Source organism: Sphingobacterium spiritivorum ATCC 33861, assembly GCF_000143765.1.
GTDB classification, from domain to species: Bacteria; Bacteroidota; Bacteroidia; order Sphingobacteriales; family Sphingobacteriaceae; genus Sphingobacterium; species Sphingobacterium spiritivorum.
On the sequence record NZ_GL379770.1, the window covers coordinates 1,430,152 to 1,454,709 of the forward strand.

Here is a 24,558-nt window from a genome sequence, read left to right on the forward strand (position 1 = left end):
AATCCATTATTGCCCCCAGCGGTCGAGTTTGCTCCCGTCATAGTTGATCATCCAGCATATTCCGTACTTATCCTTGAAGGAACTGTATAATTGAGACCAATAAGTTTCTTCCATTGGCATCTCGACCTCTCCACCTTCAGATAATCCTTTATACAGCCGCAAGGCTTCTTCAGACGAATCTGCCGCCAGTAAGATAAAAGAATTATTACCTCTGTTGATTGCAGAACCGTAGTCATCATGTACATCAGCACCCATAAGCACAAAATGCTTGCTGATAGGAAGTACTACATGAAGTATTCTGTTGCCGATTTCATCCGGTATTTTTTCAGGAGAAGGCATATCCTGATAGCGCATAAAGGATCTGAATTCTCCTCCAAATACAGATTTGTAAAAATTAAATGCATTTTCGGCCTGACCGTCAAAATTAAGGTAATGATGTACTTTTGCCATAACGACTGTATTATAGTTTATATTAGTTATTGATCACTTTCATAGGGAAAAAGTGTCTTTTTTTTAACAATATGTATGCAGAGGTTATTTGCGACTAATGTCCGGCAGGAAATTTGTCTGCAATCAACCCGGGATTGATGCCTTGCTCCATATATACTTTCAATCCATCTACAACAGTCGTGAATCCACCGGTAGAGTCTGTCAGAAAGGAGATCAATTGCTCATCTTCTAAGACCTCAAAACCATAATTCCGGATTTGTACATATGTACTTGCCGGGCTCACAGGTCGGAAGAGAAAATCTATATGCGTGCGGGGCTCACCCCATAGAACACTTATTTTTTCATTTGTAAGAATATCCAGTACTTCCACTTCGGCAGAGACGCCATACATTTCCCATGTCCAGACTACAGTTTTGCCTTTTTCAAGAATAGAACTACCGGATGTAAACCAAAAATGACGGGTTATCTCCGGATCAATAAAAGCTGTAAACACATCCGCCACAGGTCTGCGGACAAGCATTTGTGCCTCAATAACGATGTCTTTTTTATTTATATTCAATGGTTTATACAATAGTTATCTAAATTTAGAGATTTTTATTCACTCGGCCAATAAAAAAGGGAAGTTTTTGCAAACTCCCCCTTAACTAGAAAACTAAATATAAAAAATATAGATACGGCTAAAAATCAAATTTAATACGTGCTCTGATTCCCCAACTTGGAGCATCCGGATGATCCAGATAGTTGAGACGTTTGACAGCGTCTACACGTAAGATCTTAAATATATTGTACAAACCTACACTGGCTTCCATATAAGGACGTCCGTCTGCAAAGGTGTAAGAGATAGGAACATTATCTTCATTCTTCTGGAATGTAAATACTTTATTGGTAATATCCGGATTGTTCTCGTTGCGTAACCCTCCATATACCGCTTTGAAACTGAATACCTCTCTCCATTTCAATTTTTTGACTAGCGGGATCTTATTCAGAATAAAACCATTCATGTAATATTGAATATTAGTAGAGGCCGAATGATCACTTACAAACTCCATAAAGTTCATCAGGTTGAATGAATTCAACTGATATGCATAGGTCTGATTTGCTCTGTGGATAGTCAGTAAAGGGAATGGGATTTCATTACCCGCGATATAGGTTCCTTCCAGATTGACATCCGCATATCCCAGCTGTGACAGATAGAAACGTTTAAATACACCTCCCGTAAAGTTGTGATAGTTGTATTCTCCGTCAAGCAAGCCTTTAACTCCACCTGTATAATTCAACGTGAAGATAGGATACTTGTTGAATATCGGGGTTCTGTACAGTTTACCCTGATAATACTGCTCTTTTGGTGCCCAACGTACTCCTACAGAGATTTCAGTAGTATTTAACTCATTATACAGTTTTGAATTTCCGTTTTCATCCAGCATCTGGTACGTAAGGATTCCGGCTGGCTGTTGTTTCCATTTGCTGAACCCGACTGTATAAGATAAGTTATTGTCAAATTCTCTTTTGTATTCTAAACGGTAGATATCATTATACAGGTAACGTTCATTCTCCCCGCGTTTGAAAGACAATAAAAAGTTATCTTCCTGAATAAATTCCAGATTCTGCCCAGGGATTTTGGTGTCTCTTTGAAAAGAGGCACGGATGTAATGCATCGGGAAGGAATACACGGACTTGTTATTCAATGAGTATGTTCCGCTGATAAAATACTTCCATTTCTCATCTTTAAAACCATATGCAGCATAGGATTCGGCATAGAAGCGTTTACTGAAAGCTTCTGTTGTACGTCCGCCCACTCGCAATCTCAAGCCTTCTACCGGGTTGAAACTGTAAAAAGTATTGACCGGTCCGATCTCTACAGGGCCAGCCTGCTTATAACCCGAAAGCACAAGAGCTGCTATATCCATAAAGCGTTTGAAAGAAGGCATCATTTGTAACGTATCGATATTGTGATAGATTACAGATTCATTTTTCTTAAGCGCTACAGGACGGTGCGTGCTCCAGTATTGTTCATCAAATGCCTGAGTTCCCTTTTTGCCTTCATTGACAATAACGACATCAGGGCCCTGATATACACTGTCTGGTTGTACGATACCGGTCTTAAAGTTGGTATACGAAACAGTACGTTGTCCCCGGATACCGGTTCCTTTTTCGGATAAGGCAAAATCCATTGCCAGCGAACTGCTGGTCAGAAAGAAACGACCACTCTTATCTTTGCTGAAATCCAGATCTATAGCCATGTCCCTAACGAAGTTAAGGTTAATACCATCGGCAACTGTTAACTCCGCTTTACGTACTGCATAATTGCCATCTAAAGTGATATAGAGTTTTCCTTTAAATAACATATCCGCTTTATTACGGGGAAAGAAGCTCAATTCAACCAGATATGGGGATTCAGTCTTGATTGTATCCGTAATAAAAAACTTATAAAAAGTAGGGGATGATCCGGCGATCGGACTCAAAAACTGATTCGTCAATAATGAAATATTATTGTCGTATATATCAATGTTTTCATAAAGTCTGTTGAAGTAATTGCTCAGACCGTTGTTATCTACAAATTTGGGGTCAAACTGTGCTTTTTGCTCAGCTATAACAAATTGCTTGGTCTTTTTCGGACTTCTGCGCTGGTATACCTGAGATAATTTCTCTTCTATATAAGCGGGTAATACATATCTGTTTTCATTTTTTACAGAATCGTCTTTTTCAAATAAAAACTGATATTGTTTGAATATTTTTCTGTTTTTAAATTTTTCAGACAGATTGCTTAGTGCCATTGAGATCTTCTCATATTGCTGGAATTCAGCATAATCCTGAGCCTCTAATCTGTTCTTTTCTTTATTATCAATGACCTTACGGATCAATTCTACAGCTGGGTTATCTTTATTTCTGTATTTTGCTTTCTTCGCCTTGACCACTACCTCTTCCAGAACATTTTCTTCCGGAACAAGATTAATGGTGATGTTATCCGAATTGGTAGGATTGATCAGAATATCCTGTGATTCATAACCAACATAGGTAACTCTGAATTTAGTATAACTTCCATCGATTTTTAAACTAAATTCTCCACGGCTGTCCGTTGAGGTACTGTTACCTGCAGGAGCTCCGATAACTGCAATAGTAGCGTAATCTATAGGTTTACGAGTCACAATATCCAATACTTTACCCTTCAGCATAATTTGCTGACCAAAAACGGAAGTTGTGCTGATAAATGTCAAAAGCACAAAGAGTAAACCCTTCCAGATTTGCTTGGTAAATATTTCACTCATAGTAATTTTCATTAGTCTCTAGTTTGTTCGATTTACTAAAACTAAACTTTTGACTTTTTAATCAAAATGTTTAAATATTCTAATAAACATTGCAAAATTAAATAATTATTAACAGAAAAGTAAACGACTAAACGTCTTAAAAATGATAAGAAAATACAAAATTGCGTTAATAGCAGATTATGAGGTGATTAGGGTAAAAAAAAGCGAAATAATTTACAAAATTCTGACTAATTTAACTTTCTAGTCAGCTTTAAAAAGGTTCTTTTACTTCAAAAATGACTGTTTTTTTTGTTCGGGGATGTACAAAAGAGAGGTGTGCAGCGTGCAGATGAAGTCTGTTAGATTTGGTTCCATACAAATCATCTCCAACGATAGGGGTATGTAGTCCCAGCAGGTGAGCTGCATGTACGCGAAGCTGATGCGTGCGTCCTGTTACTGGAAAGAAAAGAATCTTTGTTTGTCCATTTATGCGGGATAAAACCTGATATTTCGTCACTGCTTTTTTGCCATATTCATAGCATACCATCTGCCGTGGTCTGTCGTCCAGATCCAGACGCAGTGGAAGATCAATGATTCCTTTATCTTCTTTGATCACACCATCCAGAAGAGCAACATAGCGTTTTTCAATACTGTGATCTATAAATTGCTGCTGGATAAACTTGTGGGCGTCTTTGTGTTTAGCAATCAACAGAATGCCTGAGGTAGACATATCCAGCCGATGTACAATAATGGGGCCTGTTGCCTCCGGAAAAGCGGCCTGCATACGGGTGTAAACAGAATCCTGTATATGAACGCCCGGAACAGATAAGAATTCAGCAGGCTTATTGACTACTGCAATATCTTCATCGTCATACAGGATCTCCAAATCAGCCTGTGCTTTTGGGGCCTCAAGTAAGGGATTATCTTCGAGTAACATGCCATCCAGCATATGGGATAGAATAGGTTCACACTTGCCTTTACATGCCGGGTAATAGTTTTTATGCTTTCTTATTTCAGATGAAGGAGAATCTCCCCACCAGAATTCAGCCATAGCAACAGGAGAGAGCCGATTCAGAAAAGCATATTGTAATAGTTTGGGAGCTGCACACTCGCCAGCTCCGGCAGGAGGCACAGATTGATTAAAGTCGGCAAATATGGAGCAAATATCTTTGGATATACCTTTTTTATTGAGAAATACATATTGCTCGAAAAGCCGGGATTGCAATAATGCTGATTTAGACTTTCTTTCTTCTTTGAGTACAGCTATACGGCTATAATAATTATCCAGTTGCTCCTGAATCGCTGTGATTTTTGATTTCCAGTCTTTTTGAAGGACAGCCAGCTCATGTTTGTCACGAAGAGATTGCTTAATCAGGTCGGCCTCTAATAATTGAAACTCAGTGGCAGAGAGGATTCCGGTCTGTACAAAACGGATTTGTTTACGTTCCTCTTTCAATTTTTTAAGATGTTGTCTGAAAAGTGTAATGGATTCTTCTGCAGATCGTGTTACAGTTTCCAGATCTGTATTTAGTTGTGCCAGGCTGTCATTCTGTTCAAGTGACGCTATCTGCCGGTTTATCTCGTTGATTTCTTCTTCTTCCAAGAGAAAGAAACTGTCTTTCTGCAACATATCGAAGACCGGGGGAACAAAATGTTTATGAGCATTAGTGCCAGCCAGTTTACCTGAAAAGGCACACAGGTATCCCGGAGTTCCGGACGGATCCGTAACAACGAGTACACCAAACATCTTACCGATCACCTGTTGATCTGATGGATTACCTAATCCGAAATTATGCTGCCATTCAGACTGATGTTGCAGATAATGCTGCAACTCCTTGCTTGCAATAATACTAAGAGGATGTGGTTCATAGCAGAAAGGAAAAGTAAACTTCCCGGGCACAGGAATATTCCGGATATCCTGACTGAAATAATGAAGAAATTCGGGTTTGCCCATAATCCGCTGATTGCTATATCTTTTGAAGTGGCAAAGGTAATAAATCCTAAAAACATTCTTCACGATATTGTAAACAAAGAAAATTTTGACAATCAGATCATACCGGACAGCAAACAAATCCCGATATTGATTGTACTATAATAAAGCAATCGCATATATGAGAAAAGTAAGATTAGGCCAGTCTGATCTGGAAATCGTTCCTTTGGTTTTTGGAGGAAATGTATTTGGCTGGACATTAGATGAAAAGCAGTCATTTGATATTTTAGATGCTTACCTGGATAAGGGATTTGATGCTGTAGATACGTCCAATCAGTATTCGCATTGGGTGCCGGGGAATACAGGAGGGGAGTCCGAAACTATTATCGGAAACTGGCTGAAGAAAAATGGCAATAGAGATAAGATTGTATTGATGACAAAAGTGGGAGGGACTTTTCCGGGAAATCCAACGCCCAATACATCTAAGCAGCATATTCTGGAACAGGTAGACGTTTCATTAAAAAGATTGCAGACAGATTACATTGATCTTTACCAGACCCATTATGATGATGAAAGTATTCCTGTAGAAGAAACACTGGAAGCATATGAGCAGTTGGTGAAGGCTGGCAAAGTAAGATGGATAGGAACTTCTAATATGTCAGCACAGCGGGTACTGGAATCTATAGAGGTAAGTGAACAACAGCATTGGCCACGTTATCAGACTTTGCAGCCGGAGTATAATCTCTTTTCAAGAGAAAAATATGAGACGCAATATGAGCAACTTTCGGTAGAGCAACAGCTTGGTGTATTGACATATTACTCCTTAGCAAGTGGCTTTCTAACCGGTAAATATAAGAGTGATGCAGATTTTAATCAGTCTGCAAGAAGTGAAGGTGTTAAAAAACAATACTGGAATGAACGCGGACAGCGCATTGTAGCAGCCCTGGAAGAGGTAGCAGATGCTTATAAGACAACTTCTACTGCCGTGGCATTAGCCTGGCTGATCGCAAGGCCTTCAGTAGCGGCTCCGATTGTCAGTGCGACAAAAGAAAGTCATCTCGAGCCATTTGTATCGGCGGTACAGCTACAGCTTAGTCCTGAATCCATGGAAAAGCTGGACGCTGCAAGCGATTGGAAATAACAAAATTAATTTAATAATTTATCAAATATCATTATCATGAAAACTAATATTGGAATTAAAAGTGAACACTTAGAAAAAGTAGCTCAGGCATTGAATATTTTATTAGCTGATGAAACCGTATTATATGTCAAAACCAGAAATGCACACTGGAATGTTGAAGGAAGTGATTTCCATGCAGTGCATTTGTTTTTTGAGGAACAATACAACCAACTTTCAGAAACGATAGACGATATCGCTGAGCGTGTACGTTCATTGGGGCACTACGCTGTAGGCACTATGAAACAATATCTGGAAATAGCACATTTATCAGAATCTACTCATGGTAAGAATGATAGCAAGACTTATATGAAGGAATTGTTAGGGGATCATGAGTCCATTATCATGTATATCCGCGGACTGGTTGATGAATTTGAAGAAAAATACGGAGACAGCGGAAGTTCAGATTTCGTAACAGCTTTATTAGAGCAGCACGAAAAAATGGCCTGGATGTTACGCTCACATTTAAACTAAAGAAAACGGCTTTTATAAAACAGGCCTGAGCTAGCTCAGGCCTGTTTTTGTTTTGGATAACGGCTAAGGGATTGCTGCACTAACATTTCCGCTGCCAGCCACAGCATTCAGCCGTGATTAAATTTCTTTTTCGAAACAAACACTGCTCTCGATATTCGCATATTGTCCATAGTTGGGAATGATTTTAAAGTGGTGTTTCTTATACAAACCAATAGCCTCTATCATTTTGTCGCCTGTCTCCAGAATACATTTGCTGTAACCCAGTTCTTTTGCCCAGATTTGCAATTCATTCAATATTTTACCTGCAATGCCTTTTCCCCGCATCTCAATAGGTACAAACATCCTCTTAACTTCCATTATGCCATTTCGATACTCCTTTATTGCTCCGCAACCAACGGCTCTGTCTGCTTCGTAAGCAACCACTACATGCCGGATTAAGTCAATTTTATTGTGTTGAGCAAAAAAACTATTTGTTTCTCCGTTTTTAATTGCTAAATCTTTATCAAGTTCAAGCACTAACTTTTGAAAATCCAAACTGTCTGAGTCAGTTCTCTTTATTGTATACGTTTCTTCCATTTGTTTTTTGTGGCTATTGGATTTGTCAGAATTGCGGTAAACTATATTTTGAGTCCTTTTTTATAAGGATGATCAGGTTGTATGCCGGCTATGTAAGATCATACCTGTTATCACTAATACTATTCCGGCTAATGAATACATGTCCGGAAATGCGCCATGAAGAATCAGCAGTTCGCCAATCAATGCAAAGATAACTTCCATCGACTGTGTAGCCTCTACAGCAGCAAGCTTATGCGGACTATTGCGTACGCGGTCTGTCGCTGTAAAAAATAAAACAGTAGCAATGACTCCTGAAGACAATGCTACTATAAAAGTCTGTGTCAGCTGTCCGGAAGAGGGTAGTCCGTCCTGATGATAGGCAAATGCGCACAGGATAATCCAAAAAGGCATACTGCAGATGGTCATACCAAGGGTTCTTTGATAAGCGTCCAGCTTTCCGTCAGTGATCATCATCATCTTACGGTTTCCGAGTGGGTAAGCGATCGCTGCTATCAGGACAGGAATGGTACCCATTGCAATATCAGCCCAATTGGTAAATTTAGCCTGACTGATCTGCATAATGACAATTCCAAGAATAATAAGGGCCGAAAATGCCAGTGATCCTTTAGAAATCTGGTTTGCTGCACGGGGACTCAACAAAGGAGCAAGCAGCATCCCGAATATAATAGTGGTCTCGAAAGTGCTGGCAACCAACCAGGAGGGGCCATACTTGGCTCCGAAAGTCAGTGTACTGTAGAATATTCCAAATCCCACGGTACTCCAGAGTATCCAGGGCCAGCAGTTTGCCTTAATCGCTGCAAAAGTTGGCTTTAAGCCATTACGAAAACCGACAATGATCATCAGTAGGGGTAGCATCCATACAAAACGTAAGGCTGCAGACCAGATCCAGTGTCCGCCATCCAGAGACATTGCTCTGTTAAGTACAAAAGTAGCAGCAAAAAACAAGGAAGATATGACTCCCAAAAAAATCGGAGATATCCTGATTTTGTCCGGCATAGTATTGATTTAGATAATTATACAAGCATATGAGCGTCCGAAAATAGGAATTTCAGTTGGTGGATAAAAGATCAGACCTGTATTTATTGTAAGAATAAATCTCTTTTTTAAATTGAAAATTGTTTATTTTGTACCATATATCAAAATTAAAACTGTAAAAAGTTAGCGCATGATCATACAACCAAGAACGAGAGGATTTATATGTTTGACTTCGCATCCGCAAGGAGCTGCCCAAAACATTAAAAATCAAATTGAATATGTGAAATCGAAAGGTACTATCACAGATGGTCCTAAGAAAGTATTAGTAATAGGTGCTTCTACAGGCTTCGGTATAGCATCCCGTATTACAGCTGCCTTCGGTTCGGGAGCGGCTACTATTGGCGTTTTCTTTGAAAAACCTGCTACAGAAGGTAAGCCGGGTACTGCAGGCTGGTACAATTCTGCTGCTTTTGAAAATGAAGCTAAAGAAGCCGGATTGTATGCGAAAAGTATCAATGGCGATGCATTCTCTGATGAAGTCAAAAAAGAGGTAATTGACCTTATTAAGAGAGATCTGGGACAGGTTGATCTGGTTGTGTATTCTTTAGCATCTCCGCGTCGTACTAATCCTAAAAATGGTGTTAGTTATGCTTCTGTATTGAAACCTATCAACCAGCCGTTTACAGATAAAACTGTAGATTTTCATACAGGTGTAGTTTCTGATATTTCTATTCAGCCTATAGAGAATGAGGAAGATATAGCGAATACTGTAGCTGTAATGGGAGGTGAAGACTGGAAATTCTGGATTGAAGATCTGAAAGCTGCCGGAGTATTGGCAGAAGGAGTGAAGACAGTCGCTTATTCTTATATTGGCCCTAAATTGACGTATCCTATCTATAGAAACGGTACAATCGGAAAAGCTAAAGACGATTTGGAAGCTACAGTGCCTGTCATCAACGATTTGTTGAAAGATTTGCACGGTATTTCTTATGTCTCGGTTAATAAAGCATTGGTTACACAATCCAGCTCTGCGATTCCGGTAGTTCCTCTTTATATTTCATTGTTATATAAAGTGATGAAAGAAAAAGGAATTCACGAAGGTACGATCGAACAAATCCAGCGTTTGTTTGCAGAAAGATTATACTTAGACAGTACCATTCCTACAGATGATAAAGGACGTATCCGCATCGATGATCTGGAAATGCGTGAAGATGTACAGGAAGAAGTAGCTAAATTATGGGATCAGGTCACTACAGAGAATCTTAGCGAAATCAGTGATATCAAAGGATATCGTGATGAATTCTTTAATTTGTTTGGTTTCAATGTTGACGGTATTGACTATGAAGCGGACACAAATGAGGTTGTAAATGTACCTAGTTTAGCAAATAATTAATCCGTTTGTTTTGCAGACCGGCCTTATATTAAGGTTATAAAAATATCCCCGTCTAATAACGGGGATATTTTTGTTTTGGCTGCGACTCCGGTCATGGGGTTACTTTTTTGCAAGCAGCTTTACTGATAAGGTGAATTCATCATAAATAAACTTATCACCTATATCTGAGAAGATGGATTTTGATTTATATTGAATGCCAAATTTTGTTCTGTCCACGGTGATTTTATCAGCAGTAGCACTGATTGTTTTATCGCTATTCCAGGTGATAGTTGCCGGAAAGCTGATGGATTGTGTAACACCTTTAAGTGTCAGATTACCTGTAATATTCACATTATTGCCACTACCTTCCACTTTTTTAATAATAAAATGGGCGGTCGGGAATTTTTCTACACCAAAGAAATCGTCTGCTTTCAGGTGTTTTTCAAGTCCGGCACTTTTGTCGGCATCTTTAATGCTGGCCATATTGATCACAAAACCGCCCCCAGTAAGTTTTTTTCCGGTAAAATCGAGTGTTCCTGTAGTCAGATCTACTGTTCCCGTATGGGAGCCGCTAACTTTATCACCTTTCCACAAAATAGAAGATTTTGATCCGTCTACGCGATAGGTTTCTGTTTTTTGAGCATAAGTCAGAATAGAAAAACTGTTGATGACAGTTAATAGTAAGATTGAGAAGATTTTTGATTTCATTTGAATGGCTGTTTTTTTATATAGATATTAAGGGTTATTTCATTGAACAGGTAATTTTTTCTTTTATGCTTTGTAAACTTCCACGTTAACTATCTGGGGCATATGATTTGATTTAGAGGCTGCTATCAAATTATTTGCAGCCATTTTTATCATATTTGTACGCGTTTCGATGGTAGCTGATCCGATATGTGGCAGTACGCATACAGAGGGAAGCGTAAGTAAGGGACTGTCTGCCTTCATGGGTTCAGGATCTGTGACGTCTAATCCGGCTCCCCATATATCTCCGTTTACCAGAGCAGTATAGAGATCTTGTTCATGAACGATTTTGCCACGACCGGTATTGATCAGAATGGCCGAATTTTTCATTCTGGCAAATGTTTCCTTATTAAAGCGATATTGTGTCTCCGGACTGAGATTGGCATGTACAGACAGCACATCACTTCGCGTCAGGAGCTCATCAAAGTTGACATATTCGGCATTCAGCACTCGCTTTGCAGTTTCATTGGGATGGCGATTGTGATAGATAACCTTCATGCCATATGCAGCCTGTGCTTTACGCGCAAGCTCAAGGCCAATCCGGCCTAATCCATATATACCTAATGTCTTTCCGTTAAGTTCTATTCCTAGGTCTTTTGTAAACTCAAAATCATTCCACTTTCCTTCTCTGATTTCATTTGCTCTGTAGAAAGCTTTTCTGGACACAGCCAGCATTAATAAGAATGCAACATCTGCCGTGGCTCCACTGAGCACATCCGGTGTGTTGCTTACGGGAATCCCGGCTTTGCTGGCGGCATCCATATCCACATGATCATAGCCCACGCTAGCCAGTGCTATACCTTTAAGATGAGCACAATTATCAAAAAAATGTTGATCCAGAGGTACTCCGCCTACATTTAATAAAAGATCTGCAGACTGACATTCTATTATCACTTCTTCTTGCGTCAGTTTTTTATTTTCCATATTTACAGTGTAGGTCAGACCATGTTCGGTCAAATAATTTAATCCTTCCTGTGGTACATTTCTGGATATGTATACTTTCATTATGTCTTTCATTTTAAAGCTGTGAATTTATGAATTATTTAGACTAAATAGTATCTGTAAGAGAAATCATGATAAATGTATGATGTTTATGAGCTGTAATCTGGTGATTTTTAGTAGAGTACAAAAACCAATATTGCTTCGTGATAATTTGTATTCAATTGGGTTAAAAACGTAGTAATTTCATATCAATAGCGGAAATGTCTTAAATCGTTTTTAATAAAAGTGTAATATGTATGAAAAATTTGTAAAAATAATTCTACCTTTGCAATGGATTAGGCAAACGATTGTCTACCATTACAAAATCATCAATTAAAATTTTATATCCATGAAACACAATTTTGGAGCAGGGCCATGTATTTTGCCAAAGGAGGTTTTTCAAGAAGCTGCACAGGCTGTTATCGATTTCAATAACACAGGATTATCAATTTTAGAAATTTCGCACCGTTCCAAAGATTTTGAAGCTGTAATCTCGGAGACGGAGCGTTTAGTTCGTGAATTGTTGAATGTGCCACAAGGGTATTCAATTTTATTTCTGCAGGGTGGTGCAAGTACACAGTTTGCGATGGTGCCGTTAAACCTTCTTCCTGAAGGTGGAAAAGCTGCTTATTTCGATACAGGTGTATGGGCAACCAAAGCTGCTAAAGAAGCAAAGAAGATAGGACAGGTAGAGGTGGTAGCTTCTTCAAGTGATCGCAACTATACCTATATCCCGAAGAACATCACTGTACCTTCGGATGCTGCTTATTTCCATTATACTACTAATAATACGATCTACGGTACAGAGGTATTCGATATCCCTCAATCAGCTGTACCGGTAGTCGCTGATATGTCTTCTGATATTTTAAGCCGGGAGATCAATGTTGCTGACTATGGTCTGATCTATGCAGGAGCTCAAAAGAATATGGGACCTGCCGGTGTTACGCTGGTTATCGTAAAAGATGAACTTCTAGGTAAAACAGGACGTACACTTCCAAGTATCTTTGATTATGACAGTCATATCAAAGGCGGATCTATGTACAATACACCTCCCGTATATTCTATATATGTGTCTATGCTCAATCTGCGTTGGTTGAAAGCTAAAGGTGGTATATCTGTTATTGAACAGGAAAATATTGTGAAAGCGCGTACATTGTACGATGAGATTGACCGCAATTCGCTGTTTAAAGGTACAGCAGAAGTAGAAGATCGTTCCCGAATGAATGTTACTTTCGTTATGAATAACCCTGAACTGGAAGGTGCATTTCTGGATTTAGCTAAAGAACGTGGTCATATCGGACTGAAAGGTCACCGTTCTGTAGGAGGTTTCCGTGCTTCTATCTATAATGCATTGAGTATTTCCTCTGTAAATGCATTGGTAGACACTATGCAGGAGTTTGAAGAAAAGTATAAATAAAATAAGATTACGGATGAAATCATCCCGATTTTTCGGACCACATGGTGCAACGAAAACAGAGGATGGCTCCACCACTTTATAAAATAAATTAGTACTGATGAAAATATTAGCAAATGACGGAATCGATCCAATCGGAAAAAAATTATTGGAAGATGCCGGATTTGAGGTAGATACAAATCATATTCCGCAAGAGGAACTGGTTACAAAGCTAAATAACTACGATGCAATTACTGTACGTAGTGCTACTAAAGTAAGACAAGCCCTTATTGATGCCTGCCCGAATATCAAGGTAATTGGCAGAGGTGGTGTCGGAATGGATAATATTGATGTGGATTATGCCCGCAGTAAAGGTATAGCTGTCATCAATACACCAGCTGCATCATCCCTTTCTGTTGCCGAATTAGTATTCGCACACCTTCTTAACGGTGTACGTTTCTTATTCGATGCCAATCGTAAAATGCCTGTGGAGGGATCAACAAATTTTGCAGGTCTTAAAAAAGCATACGCTAAAGGTATTGAGTTACGCGGTAAGACAATTGGTATAGTAGGCTTTGGACGTATAGGGCGTGAAACAGCTAAAATTGCTTTAGGACTTGGTATGGATGTTGTTTTTTCTGATCTGTATGACGGTCCGGCTTCTCTGGAGCTTTCACTCTCAGGAGGTGTCAAGGTAGAGGTACCGGTGAAACAAGTCGGTCTGCAGGAACTTTTCAGTGTTTCTGATTTTATTTCATTACATGTTCCATTTACAGACAAACCTGTAATCGGCAAAGAAGAGTTTGCATTATTGAAAGACGGAGTGGCGTTAGTCAATGCATCTCGTGGTGGTGTGATTGATGAACTTGCATTAATTGAAGCGCTGGATTCAGGAAAAGTTTCTTTTGCTGCACTGGATGTTTTTGATGATGAACCAACTCCGCGTGCGGGAATCCTTCAGCATGCAAAAATCTCATTGACACCGCACATCGGAGCGGCTACAAATGAGGCTCAGGAACGCATAGGTGAAGAACTTGCTAATTTAATTATTCAACAGCTGAAGAAGTAATTGTTGTAAATCATAATTTACGGCACAAAGCGTAAGTTTACACTTTGTGCCGTTTTTGTTTAATAGCATTACTTTTTTGTATATTCACCACGCAAAACATAAAACTGTTTTATACATTTTTTTTAAATATGAAAATTCTAAAATTTGGAGGCACATCTGTCGGAAGTGCTGCACGTATCAAAGGGTTGTTAGATATTGTAAACCCTTCTGAACGTCAGATCGTAGTGTTGTCTGCTGTCGCAGGAACAACAAATGCTTTAGTCGAAATCAGTCAGGCTTATCTGGTAGGTAAGAAGGACGAGGCCAAGCAACTGATCAAGCAGCATAAGGATAAGTATGAGTCACTGATTAAGGAACTTTTCACAACAGATCAGGGATACAAAAACGGTAAAGATCTTATTGATTATCATTTTGATTTTATTGGTTCTCTTTCTAACGAGCACTTTACGCCGATAGAGGAAAAAGTGGTACTGGCTCAGGGAGAACTGATCTCTACTGCTTTGTTTCACTTTCACCTGAATGAGATCGGTGTACCTTCAGTGTTGTTGCCGGCATTAGATTTTATGAAAATCGATGAAGATAACGAACCTATGGTCAGTTATATCGGTGAAAAATTAAATGCATTACTTGCTAAATATCCGGATAATACGCTGTTTATTACGCAGGGATTCATTTGTCGCAACTCGTTCGGTGAGATCGATAACCTGCGCAGAGGAGGATCTGACTACACTGCATCGCTGATTGGTGCTGCTATTCAGGCGGATGAAGTACAGATATGGACCGATATAGACGGTATGCACAACAATGATCCACGCGTTGTGAAAAATACCACGCCTATAGCTCACCTGAGTTTTAATGAAGCTGCAGAGCTTGCCTATTTCGGAGCAAAGATCTTACATCCGCAATCTGTATTTCCTGCTCAGAAATATAATGTACCTGTGCGTGTATTGAATACGATGGATCCTAAAGCTGCCGGTACACTGATCAGTAAAGATGGTGCACAGAAAGGTATTATCCGCGCTATTGCAGCAAAAGATAATATCACAGCAATTCATATTCATTCATCCAGAATGTTGCTGGCATATGGTTTCTTGCGTAAAGTATTTGAGATATTTGAAAGATACAAGACTCCTATAGATATGATTACCACATCGGAGGTAGCTGTGTCTCTTTCTATTGACGATACAACGCATCTGGCAGATATTATTAAAGAAGTAGAAGATTTCGGAACGGTATCCGCAGATGAAAATCAGACTATTGTATGTGTGGTTGGTGACTTTGGTCAGAATACACATGGATATGCAGCACGTGTACTGGATGCTGTAAAGCATCTTCCTATTCGTATGATTTCCTATGGTGGTTCGGACTATAACGTTTCGATTCTGATGGATTCCGAATACAAAACTGAGGCATTACGTTCATTACACAACCGTTTATTTTAATTTCCATATGTTCAGTACGAAACAGCTGGCTTCTTTTGAGCATCAGGAGACGCCATTTTATTACTATGATATGAGTTTGCTGGAGCGCACACTGGATGCGTGTTCTGCAGCGGCAGAAAAAAGAGGATTTCACGTACATTATGCCTTAAAAGCTAATTTCAATGACCGTATTCTTCAGCTTATTCAGGCCAAAGGTTTTGGAGCAGATTGTGTAAGTGGTAATGAGGTGAAAAAATCTATTGAAACGGGCTTTAAAGCTGATAAGATTACATTTGCCGGTGTCGGTAAATCGGATAAAGAGATTCGTTATGCATTGGCACATGAGATATTTGCGTTCAATGTAGAATCAATTGAAGAGATGGAGGTCATCAATGCTTTGGCAGGGGAGACAGGACAGATCGCAAATGTATCCCTGCGAATAAATCCCAATGTGGATGCACAGACACATCATTATATCACAACTGGACTGGATGAAAATAAATTTGGTATCCCTAATTCTGAGCTTGAAAAATCTGCTGCTATATTAAGGGAGTCAAAACATCTTAATCTGGTTGGATTACACTTTCATATCGGTTCGCAGATCGTAGATCTGAATGTATTTAAAAGCCTTTGTGTGAAGGTCAATGAATGGAAGAACTGGTTTGAGGAGAGAGGTACTACGATCAAGGTATTAAATGTTGGTGGCGGACTGGGTGTCGATTATAAAGATCCTGATGGTAATCCTGTAACAGATTTTGAGGCTTACTTTGATATTTTTGACAGATTTTTAGAGCGTAATTCTCATCAGGAAGTTCATTTTGAATTAGGGCGGGCATTAGTCGCACAATGTGGCAGTCTGCTAAGTCGTGTCTTGTATACAAAGAGTGGCATCAAGAAAAATTTTCTTATTCTTGATGCAGGTATGACAGAACTGATGCGTCCGGCACTATACCAGGCGTATCATAAGATCGAAAGAGTAGGAGAGTCCGATCAGGAGGAGATCAACTATGATGTCGTAGGGCCAATCTGTGAGAGTTCAGATTGTTTCGGTAAGGAAGTTCCGTTGCCTGTAAGCAAAAGAGGAGATCTGATTGCGATACGAACAGCCGGTGCTTACGGAGAAGTAATGTCTTCACATTACAATCTTCGGGAAGAAATACGGTATGTATATTCCGACGAAATCGTATAAACTATATAAGACAGACTTGTCTTTAAAATCATTAACAAAGAAAGCCGTCCTGGATCTCAGGGCGGCTTTCTTTATTCCGTTAAACTACGGGATTAATTCTTTTGGGTCATGCCAAATATGGCAATAAGCTTTTGCTCATGGTATAGATTAAAAGTCTGTTCTGCGATATCATAAGTCAGACCGTTCAGCGATAACAAATCAAAAAATTCTCTTTCAATATTATCATTAAGACATGCTTTCTGTGTGCTTCCTACATTGGTAAATGTGATTTTATTTCCATTGAAGCGTACAGTTCCGAAATAATTATTACAGCTGGAATTGCCGCTTACACTGTTCTTATCTATATCGAAATTCATAAATGCGCCACTGTTCTCCTGCATCTTTCCGCGCAGGGACAGAAGTTTCCAGCTGTGTTTTCCCAGAAAAGCGAGTGCCGTATTTTCTTCTTTGACATTGCTTATTTTCTTTTTGCTCAGTATTTTGATTACATCGTATGTATATGCTGAAGCATCCGCCGGAACATTTTTCAGTTTAGAACGCTTTACCAGTAATTTATAGCGGTATCCTTCTTCGTAATTGAAGTGCTGGAAACCGGAATAAAAATACTCCCAGTCCTTACTGTTGTCATATTTGACCATATAGCATTTCATGCGTCCCACGCCTGTGCAATCTACCCGATTCTCTTTGACGGTCATAGTGATCTCTTCACTCTGATCATTTGAATCTTTGATTTTTTTCTTACTGATTACTTTTACCACTTCATATTTATAAGATGAAGCATCTGCAGGGACATTGCTTAATTTGGTACGTTTTACCCTTACCTTGTAACGGTATCCTTCGGTATAGTCAAAATTATCAAGGGATGTGTAGAAATATTCCCAGTCTTTGCTGTTATGATACTTTACCAGATAACATTTCATACGTCCTACTCCACTACAATCAACTCTGTTTTCTTTGATCTCCATGCTAAAGGTCTTGCTCTGAGCCAGTGCAGTGATCGCAGATGTGACCATAAAGAAACACATCAGAAGAGGCGTGATTTTTTTCATAAAACTAATATTATTTCTATAATGGACAAATATATTGAAAAATGGTTTAGCATTACTGTTAAATATTATTACGGTGTTAAGAGCTTTTCGGTTTTAGTATGTTCATTTTCAGGGGACAATATCGCGATCCAGTATTCCCTCAAAACCGGATCTCCCGTTTTACTGTTTACATATTCAGCTCTTTTCAAAGCACTTTTCATAATAAAGGAGCTTTCTGCAATTGCTGTCTTGAATTTATCCAGATCAAACAGATTGAATCCGAATTTTGTAAAAGGCAAAGTCTCCATAAAAGCCCGGTCTGCAAATGTAATGGCAACACAGCCATCCGGTTTTAGAACTCGTCTGATCTCCGCTAACAAGGCGGGGATATCTTCCCAGAAATAAAGGGTGTTGACTGACATTATCTTATCAAACAGCTCATCCTGAAAAGGGATATGCAATCCGTCGTATAAACGAAAAGTTGCCTGCCGCTTTGCGACTTCAGCCCTATGGTCTGCGCTGGCCTGCTGATGCATTGTAGAAGATATTTCCAGACCACTATAGTGGATAGACCTGGCTTGTTGCAATATTAGTTGGAGGTGTCCGCAGTTGCCATGCCCTAATTCGAGAAGTTGATCATTATCGTTTAACCCAATATTTTTGATGGTCTCCAGTGTCATGCCGATATTGTTTTCATTCATATTATCAGCGATGACAAGTCCAAATTCTCCATTCGGATTCGCCAGTTGATGAGCGATCTCTTTCAGTTCTTCTTCGGTATATATTTTTGACATATTATTTTACTCTTTGTATGATCAAATTTAACTTTTATTGTTCATATAATATGCTCCGTATTTATGTACTACAGGATTAAATCGCAATTTTAATGTCATGTTATGTGTGCTGATCTTTTTCTCTGATCTTTGTTTCTGTAATTATTTTTTTCAAGATACTGATCTGCCCGAGGTGATAATGTGTATGTTCGATAACACCCAGCAGATTGCGGTAATATGTTCCGTATTTGGGATCCGTAAACTCCAGATCTAAATACGAAGGATTTAGATTTTCAATCAGAACAGCTAAGTGTTCAGCGTCCTGAAGCGTTTTGTGAATGAGGAGCTGCCATTCTTCTTCACTAGTGATAGGTTTGAGATCAAAACTAAATTTATCCTGAGAGGTGAGCGGCTTGCCGGTAAGAACATCTGTGATAGCGACCACATAATAGTTAATATGAAAAACCAGCATAGCTATGGTATTGAGGCTATAAACAGGATTAGTTGCGTGTAGCCAGTTTATATTTAGAAGTGTATCCTTCAGATTGACACATGTCCAGTTGCCCCGAAGTGTACATCTCTAAAATGTTTGGACAGATAAGTTAGGGAGTCTGCCATAGGTATTATAAGTAGATTTTATAAAATAGTATTGATAGTTGGTATTAAATATAGCATTTAAATAAACAGGAAAAAAGGGTTAGCTGCCAATCCATATATATAATAAATGGCCGGATACAGTAGGTTCAGTAGTGGTATTGATTTATCAATGTAATTGTTAAATTCGCCAATGACAAGAGTTAAAGGTCTAAATATGAAAACGGAGAGGTTAAACTTACACAGGTTAGACATGATTCACGCTGAATTTATGTTGAGGCTGGTCAATACGGATCAGTGGAAAGAGAACATTGGTGACAGAAATGTCAATAGTATAGATGAGGCTGAAACCTATGTAAAGCGAATAATCGAAACACCTGATATTCAATACTGGGTGGTTTCATTAACTGCCGGAGAACTTCCTGTAGGCGTCGTTTCACTTGTCAAGCGAACTTATCTCGAAGATGCCGATATTGGATTTGCATTGTTGCCTGAGTTTGAAAAGAAAGGATATGCATTCGAGGCCGCAAGCAGATTGTTGATCTATATACGGGAGAATCGTATACAGAACAAAGTATTGGGAATTACCAAAAACAGCAATCTTAAGTCTATTCGTCTTTTAGAAAAATTAGGCATGAAGAGAGCTTCGGATATAGAGGAGGCTTTGCAACAGAAAAATGAACTGATTTATTACCTGTACCTGAATCAGCCATTATAGCTTATCCCTTTTATTGATCTGTTGTTTCTTAATAGAGCTTGTGAAAGCCCAACCCATAAGTAAGGCCTGCGCCTGTACAGCTAAATCGGAAAGCATTTCTCATAACTTTGAATCAGATGAATAATGTCTGTCTCTATCTTAGCAATGCTGATAATACGTACTGTAAGCAAGGATTTTTCCATTTAATTAATGCATGTGCCTAACTTAATCCTCCAGCTTCTTTATCGCCTTTCTACCGGATGTCTCTGCGACATCGTGATAGCCTTTCTTGTAGTAGTTGCTTTGAAACTTCCGATATTGTTTCGTAATTTGCTTCTAAGCTATGAATGATTAAAATAAAGAATATATGATCAAGGAAATTAAAATGTTTAGTCTGCTGATAATGATGATATGGCTGATTCATAATGTACATGCACAATCCCCGGCTATTTATGATACACTTTCCATTGGTAATATTAAACAGGTTGTTTCCTATAGCGGAAGTAAAGATGCACCTGTTATTCTTTTCTTACATGGTGGCCCCGGAAGCTCAAGGATGAAGCAGGCTGAAGTTTTTTCCAACATGCTTCAAAAACATTTTATGGTCGTTCAGTGGGATCAGCGAGGTGCGGGCAGAACCGAGGCGTTGAATAAATCGTTAGTGCCGATAACGCTGGACTTAATGGTAAATGATACATTTGAATTGATCAAATTACTTTTAAAAAGATTCAACCAGAAGAAATTGTATCTCGTTGGTGAATCCTGAGGAACTGTTTTAGGCTTCAAGATGGCTGAAAAACATCCTGAACTTTTAAATGCCTATCTCGCGTTCAGTCCAGTGGTCAACCAAACAAAAAGTGAACAGATCCTGTTGGAAAACTTAAAACTGGATGCTAAAGAGAAAGCTAACCCAGAAGCTCTGAAAGAACTGAATATCGTCAAAATTCCATTCAACAGTTACGAAGATATGTACTATTCAAGAAAATGGATGTTAAGCTACGATGGTCACCCAGTTGCAGAAAAAGACCTGCCGCTCCTGAAGCAATATATGGAAGATTGGTCGAAAGTCTGGATGCCAACGTGGAATGAAGTAATGAAACATAATCTTCTCGTAGAATTACCAACGATCAAATGCCCTGTATATTTCTTTTTGGGAGAAAAAGACTTACAGACAAACTGCAATATTGCCAGGGATTACTATAATATATTAAAAGCACCTAAAAAGAACATATATACTTTTAAAAATGCGGGGCATTCTGTATTAGTTGATGAGGCAGAACAAGTTCAAAAAATAATTATTGCTGAAATTTTCAAGAATGACAATAATCAGGAACATTAGCCCAATCTGTCACTTCATCTGTTTCAATAACAATTTCATCGTTAAGGGTTGATATTTTTTCACTCTTTAAATAGCAAAAAAATTAAATGAATGAGTTAGAGTGTGTATTAGTGATCTGTTTGTGAGTTAAATAAAGAATGTAGAACGGATTAATAAGTAGTCGTTAATTAGGATTATTTACAGTTTTAAAATTCATGTAATGAATAAAATAGAACGGGAAGATATTTATATTATAAGCAGACACAGCAATCTGACTGAGCAGGAAATAACTGAACTGTTGAAAGAAGATATATTCAATGACAGAAGCGCCTGGGAAAAGTTTCTGCGTTTGTTTTTTATAGTACTTGGCATCGGTTTTACAGTTGCCGGGATTGTGTTCTTTTTTGCTTATAACTGGGCTGATCTGCACAAGTTTGTAAAGATCGGTCTGGCAGAGGGATTGATTATTGTGACAACGGTACTGGTGCTAATTCCCGGAATCCATATTTCTGTACGAAATATCATCCTCACCGGAGCTGCCGTACTGGTCGGTGTATTATTTGCTGTATTTGGTCAGATTTATCAGACCGGAGCGGATGCTTATGACTTTTTTCTGGCCTGGACAGTCTTTATTACCCTGTGGGTACTTGTTTCCAATTATGCGCCGCTTTGGTTGCTGTATCTTATTCTGATCAATACGACTTTCCTGATGTATGCCGATCAGGTGGCAGAGGATTGGAGCGGAGTTTTTGTATGTACGCTATTGTTTATGGTGAATGGCGCTGCTCTATTGATTTCCATTCTGCAATCCCGTTATATTAATAATGTGTCAGTTCCGCAATGGTTTTCAAATGTAGTGGCATTAGGTGCTGCGACATTTGCTACTGCAGGTGTTATTTTCTGGATATTTGATGAGGTACAGCATACTTTCCCCTTACTTCTGATCCTGACAGCTGCTGCTTATTTTTTTGGTATCCGCTACGGCTTAAAGACCAAAAGCGGATTTTATCTTTCCCTGATTCCCTTTAGTCTTATTGTCATTATATCAGGCCTGCTCATCCGTATTTCGGATGGAGAAATGATGTTTCTGACTGTGAGTTGTTTTATTGTGATCAGTGTAACACTTGTTATTAGAAAATTGATAGATCTTCAAAAGAAATGGACAAATGAAAAATAAAGAGCAGATCATAGAGGTATTGGATTATATCCGAAGTAAAAGAGAAAATAAAGAATCATTTGTCTGCGATGAGGAAGCTATTGCAGCTTCTTATCAGAAAAGCGGATATAGCGAATCGCTGGCTATCAAGATTCTTTCCATATTTGGAGGTCTGCTGGCCAGCCTGGCTTTTGTTGGTTTTTTACTTATCAGCGGACTGTATGACTCCGGTATTGGTCTTGTTATACTGGGTTTTGTTTGTATTGTAATAGCCGTGTTGGTGAATAAAAAAAGTGATAAAATTATTCTGGATACTGTGACGGTATTGTTTTACATCATTGGATTTGTGCTTATGACAATGGGCTTTAATAAGTTTAAAATGGAAGATAGCAGTATCCTTTTGATCTTTATTCTTATAGCTTCCTGTTCCCTGATGATTGTACATAACTATATCCTTTCCTTTATATCCATTCTGATCCTAAATGGTTGTATATTCGGCCTGATCCTGACTAATGATGCCTAGAATATGATTCATATTCAGATCGCTGTACTAACTGTGTTGGTCAGCTATACTATGCTGAATGAAGCGAAGATCATTACGAGCACTAAAGTATTATCCCGACTTTATAAACCTGTAAGAGCCGGACTGATCTTTTCATTTTTGGTGCTGCTGATCTTTTTGGGTAAGAAGGGAATGATCGCTCTTTCTCCGGAATATATATGGGTTTCCGCTGTGCTGATCTTTTTGGCAATAGGGTATTTGATGTTGAAGTTATCGGATATATTGCATGTTGCAGGTGTCATCCAAAGAACTGTAATTTGTATTCTTAGTATACTGGTTTTATTACCTACAGTATGGTCGCCTGCAATATCAGGAGCAATATTGATTATCCTTCTGAGCTTTTATGTGAATTATAAGACAGGACTGATTGCCGGAGTGATCGCTTTTATTTATTTTATTTCTCAGTATTACTACGATCTCAATTTTACATTACTGACTAAATCCATATTGCTGATCTCATTAGGAATTCTATTTCTGGCACTCTATTTATTTACCCGTAAAAGCCTGACTAAACATGAAAAAGTATAAGTGGTTTATCATACTCTTTAATCTGCTTCTGTTGCTGGGGTATTTTACATATTCGATCCGAGCGAAAGAAGAAATATTGGATGAAGGTCAGTTGGTTTTATTAGAGCTGGCACCCGTCGATCCGCGTTCACTTATGCAGGGGGATTATATGAACCTGCGTTATGCTATTTCGAGGGATATAGATACGGAAACCGAAAAATTATCAAGAAGGGGATATTGTGTTATAAAAATTGATGGGCATGGAGTAGGGAAGAAGGTTCGTTTTCAACGGGATCCCAGTCCGTTAGATAAAGGTGAATATCTGATTAAGTATACATCGCCGAATGAATGGATTATCAATATCGGAGCGGAATCTTTTTTCTTTCAGGAAGGGCATGCTGAAAAATATGAACGCGCAAAATACGGGGCATTAAGGATCGATAAAAACGGTAATAGTCTGTTAGTGGGTTTATATGATCAGGGGCATAAAGAAATAAAGTAACAGTAATTCCTATACGAACAGGATATACATATCGTCAGACTATCTCGCTCAGGACTATAGAATCTGTCAGAGCCACTTGGTTAGCTAATTCTTGGCAGATCCGTGTGCCATCTTTTTAGTCTGAAGATCATTATTATTAGATACTTATCCCTTCTCTTTATTAAAATCTCTTTTATAGCATTGGTAAATAGTTCAATAGTTGTTGAGCTAATTGTTCAGTAGGCATTTTTTTAAGTTCTTTTATTCAAACATACACCTGCTACAAGCCTGTTTTCGCGACAGCAAGTTTTAAATTTCATAATTATCAATCCAATTTGACAGCCTCTAAAGCTGCTGAAGCATATCTTATGCTTACTCCTTAAATAAAGATTAAATAGTTCAATCATAATGAGTTAATTATTCAATTTTCGAATGTTCATTTCTTT

23 protein-coding genes and 1 pseudogene are annotated in these 24,558 nt (G+C 38.7%); 13 read left to right on the top strand and 11 right to left on the bottom strand.

Annotated features, from left to right (window positions below; translation table 11 throughout):
• Positions 1-6: 6 nt before the first annotated feature.
• From HMPREF0766_RS06250 to HMPREF0766_RS06265, 4 genes are all read right to left on the bottom strand, one after another.
• A complete protein-coding gene (locus tag HMPREF0766_RS06250; protein WP_002994689.1) occupies positions 7-450 on the bottom strand; it encodes a VOC family protein in 444 nt (147 codons plus the stop codon).
• Between the two features lie 94 nt (positions 451-544).
• Positions 545-1,009 (bottom strand): SRPBCC domain-containing protein, encoded by a 465-nt coding sequence (locus HMPREF0766_RS06255; protein ID WP_201680388.1) that lies wholly within the window; start codon positions 1,007-1,009, stop codon positions 545-547.
• Positions 1,010-1,127: 118 nt separating this feature from the next.
• Positions 1,128-3,728: a DUF5686 family protein gene (locus HMPREF0766_RS06260; protein WP_002994691.1), complete on the bottom strand. Its 2,601-nt coding sequence runs from the start codon at positions 3,726-3,728 to the stop codon at positions 1,128-1,130.
• A 238-nt stretch (positions 3,729-3,966) separates the two neighbouring features.
• The gene (locus HMPREF0766_RS06265; protein WP_002994692.1) at positions 3,967-5,649 is read right to left on the bottom strand and encodes an RluA family pseudouridine synthase; all 1,683 of its coding nucleotides are present in this window, start codon (positions 5,647-5,649) and stop codon (positions 3,967-3,969) included.
• Between the two features lie 157 nt (positions 5,650-5,806).
• Here HMPREF0766_RS06265 and HMPREF0766_RS06270 point away from each other — a divergent pair, with 157 nt between their 5' ends.
• Both HMPREF0766_RS06270 and HMPREF0766_RS06275 read left to right on the top strand, forming a co-directional pair.
• Complete coding sequence (locus HMPREF0766_RS06270) at positions 5,807-6,766, top strand: aldo/keto reductase (RefSeq protein WP_037459640.1); 960 nt, start codon at positions 5,807-5,809, stop codon at positions 6,764-6,766.
• Positions 6,767-6,802: 36 nt separating this feature from the next.
• Complete coding sequence (locus HMPREF0766_RS06275) at positions 6,803-7,276, top strand: Dps family protein (RefSeq protein ID WP_002994694.1); 474 nt, start codon at positions 6,803-6,805, stop codon at positions 7,274-7,276.
• A 117-nt stretch (positions 7,277-7,393) separates the two neighbouring features.
• On the opposite strand, the gene HMPREF0766_RS06280 is transcribed toward HMPREF0766_RS06275, so the two are convergent.
• The gene (locus HMPREF0766_RS06280) at positions 7,394-7,852 is read right to left on the bottom strand and encodes a GNAT family N-acetyltransferase (RefSeq protein ID WP_002994695.1); all 459 of its coding nucleotides are present in this window, start codon (positions 7,850-7,852) and stop codon (positions 7,394-7,396) included.
• 72 nt (positions 7,853-7,924) lie between these two features.
• The gene (locus HMPREF0766_RS06285; RefSeq protein ID WP_002994696.1) at positions 7,925-8,848 is read right to left on the bottom strand and encodes a DMT family transporter; all 924 of its coding nucleotides are present in this window, start codon (positions 8,846-8,848) and stop codon (positions 7,925-7,927) included.
• A gap of 169 nt (positions 8,849-9,017) precedes the next feature.
• Here HMPREF0766_RS06285 and fabV point away from each other — a divergent pair, with 169 nt between their 5' ends.
• Positions 9,018-10,220: an enoyl-ACP reductase FabV gene (fabV, locus tag HMPREF0766_RS06290; RefSeq protein ID WP_002994697.1), complete on the top strand. Its 1,203-nt coding sequence runs from the start codon at positions 9,018-9,020 to the stop codon at positions 10,218-10,220.
• A 99-nt stretch (positions 10,221-10,319) separates the two neighbouring features.
• On the opposite strand, the gene HMPREF0766_RS06295 is transcribed toward fabV, so the two are convergent.
• Positions 10,320-10,907: a YceI family protein gene (locus HMPREF0766_RS06295; protein WP_002994698.1), complete on the bottom strand. Its 588-nt coding sequence runs from the start codon at positions 10,905-10,907 to the stop codon at positions 10,320-10,322.
• A gap of 63 nt (positions 10,908-10,970) precedes the next feature.
• Positions 10,971-11,948 carry a 2-hydroxyacid dehydrogenase gene (locus tag HMPREF0766_RS06300; protein ID WP_037459643.1) on the bottom strand — a complete coding sequence of 326 codons (978 nt, stop codon included), beginning with the start codon at positions 11,946-11,948 and terminating at the stop codon, positions 10,971-10,973.
• 325 nt (positions 11,949-12,273) lie between these two features.
• Here HMPREF0766_RS06300 and serC point away from each other — a divergent pair, with 325 nt between their 5' ends.
• The 4 genes from serC (at position 12,274) to lysA (ending at position 16,996) form a co-directional block, all read left to right on the top strand.
• Positions 12,274-13,341: a 3-phosphoserine/phosphohydroxythreonine transaminase gene (serC, locus tag HMPREF0766_RS06305; protein WP_002994700.1), complete on the top strand. Its 1,068-nt coding sequence runs from the start codon at positions 12,274-12,276 to the stop codon at positions 13,339-13,341.
• Positions 13,342-13,438: 97 nt separating this feature from the next.
• Positions 13,439-14,386 carry a D-2-hydroxyacid dehydrogenase gene (locus tag HMPREF0766_RS06310; RefSeq protein WP_002994701.1) on the top strand — a complete coding sequence of 316 codons (948 nt, stop codon included), beginning with the start codon at positions 13,439-13,441 and terminating at the stop codon, positions 14,384-14,386.
• A 128-nt stretch (positions 14,387-14,514) separates the two neighbouring features.
• Complete coding sequence (locus tag HMPREF0766_RS06315) at positions 14,515-15,828, top strand: aspartate kinase (RefSeq protein ID WP_002994702.1); 1,314 nt, start codon at positions 14,515-14,517, stop codon at positions 15,826-15,828.
• Positions 15,829-15,835: 7 nt separating this feature from the next.
• Positions 15,836-16,996, top strand: a complete 1,161-nt coding sequence (gene lysA, locus HMPREF0766_RS06320; RefSeq protein ID WP_002994704.1) for a diaminopimelate decarboxylase — start codon at positions 15,836-15,838, stop codon at positions 16,994-16,996.
• Positions 16,997-17,088: 92 nt separating this feature from the next.
• On the opposite strand, the gene HMPREF0766_RS06325 is transcribed toward lysA, so the two are convergent.
• The 3 genes from HMPREF0766_RS06325 to HMPREF0766_RS06335 form a co-directional block, all read right to left on the bottom strand.
• Positions 17,089-18,045, bottom strand: coding sequence for a DUF4377 domain-containing protein (locus tag HMPREF0766_RS06325; protein ID WP_002994705.1), 957 nt, complete (start codon positions 18,043-18,045; stop codon positions 17,089-17,091).
• Positions 18,046-18,113: 68 nt separating this feature from the next.
• The gene (locus HMPREF0766_RS06330; protein ID WP_002994706.1) at positions 18,114-18,818 is read right to left on the bottom strand and encodes a class I SAM-dependent methyltransferase; all 705 of its coding nucleotides are present in this window, start codon (positions 18,816-18,818) and stop codon (positions 18,114-18,116) included.
• Between the two features lie 100 nt (positions 18,819-18,918).
• A complete protein-coding gene (locus HMPREF0766_RS06335) occupies positions 18,919-19,269 on the bottom strand; it encodes a hypothetical protein (RefSeq protein ID WP_002994707.1) in 351 nt (116 codons plus the stop codon).
• A gap of 339 nt (positions 19,270-19,608) precedes the next feature.
• Here HMPREF0766_RS06335 and HMPREF0766_RS06340 point away from each other — a divergent pair, with 339 nt between their 5' ends.
• The 6 genes and pseudogenes from HMPREF0766_RS06340 (at position 19,609) to HMPREF0766_RS06360 (ending at position 24,133) form a co-directional block, all read left to right on the top strand.
• Positions 19,609-20,109 carry a GNAT family N-acetyltransferase gene (locus HMPREF0766_RS06340; RefSeq protein WP_282645197.1) on the top strand — a complete coding sequence of 167 codons (501 nt, stop codon included), beginning with the start codon at positions 19,609-19,611 and terminating at the stop codon, positions 20,107-20,109.
• A 346-nt stretch (positions 20,110-20,455) separates the two neighbouring features.
• Positions 20,456-20,854, top strand: coding sequence for an alpha/beta fold hydrolase (locus tag HMPREF0766_RS21820; RefSeq protein WP_002994709.1), 399 nt, complete (start codon positions 20,456-20,458; stop codon positions 20,852-20,854).
• A gap of 21 nt (positions 20,855-20,875) precedes the next feature.
• Positions 20,876-21,427 carry an alpha/beta fold hydrolase gene (locus HMPREF0766_RS21825; RefSeq protein WP_002994710.1) on the top strand — a complete coding sequence of 184 codons (552 nt, stop codon included), beginning with the start codon at positions 20,876-20,878 and terminating at the stop codon, positions 21,425-21,427.
• Positions 21,428-21,626: 199 nt separating this feature from the next.
• A complete protein-coding gene (locus HMPREF0766_RS06350; RefSeq protein ID WP_002994711.1) occupies positions 21,627-22,583 on the top strand; it encodes a DUF2157 domain-containing protein in 957 nt (318 codons plus the stop codon).
• Positions 22,573-23,652 (top strand): annotated as a pseudogene (locus tag HMPREF0766_RS22505) (DUF4401 domain-containing protein). Before HMPREF0766_RS06350 ends, HMPREF0766_RS22505 begins: the two are co-directional and overlap by 11 nt.
• Positions 23,639-24,133, top strand: coding sequence for a GDYXXLXY domain-containing protein (locus tag HMPREF0766_RS06360; protein ID WP_002994714.1), 495 nt, complete (start codon positions 23,639-23,641; stop codon positions 24,131-24,133). Before HMPREF0766_RS22505 ends, HMPREF0766_RS06360 begins: the two are co-directional and overlap by 14 nt.
• Positions 24,134-24,558: the final 425 nt, after the last annotated feature.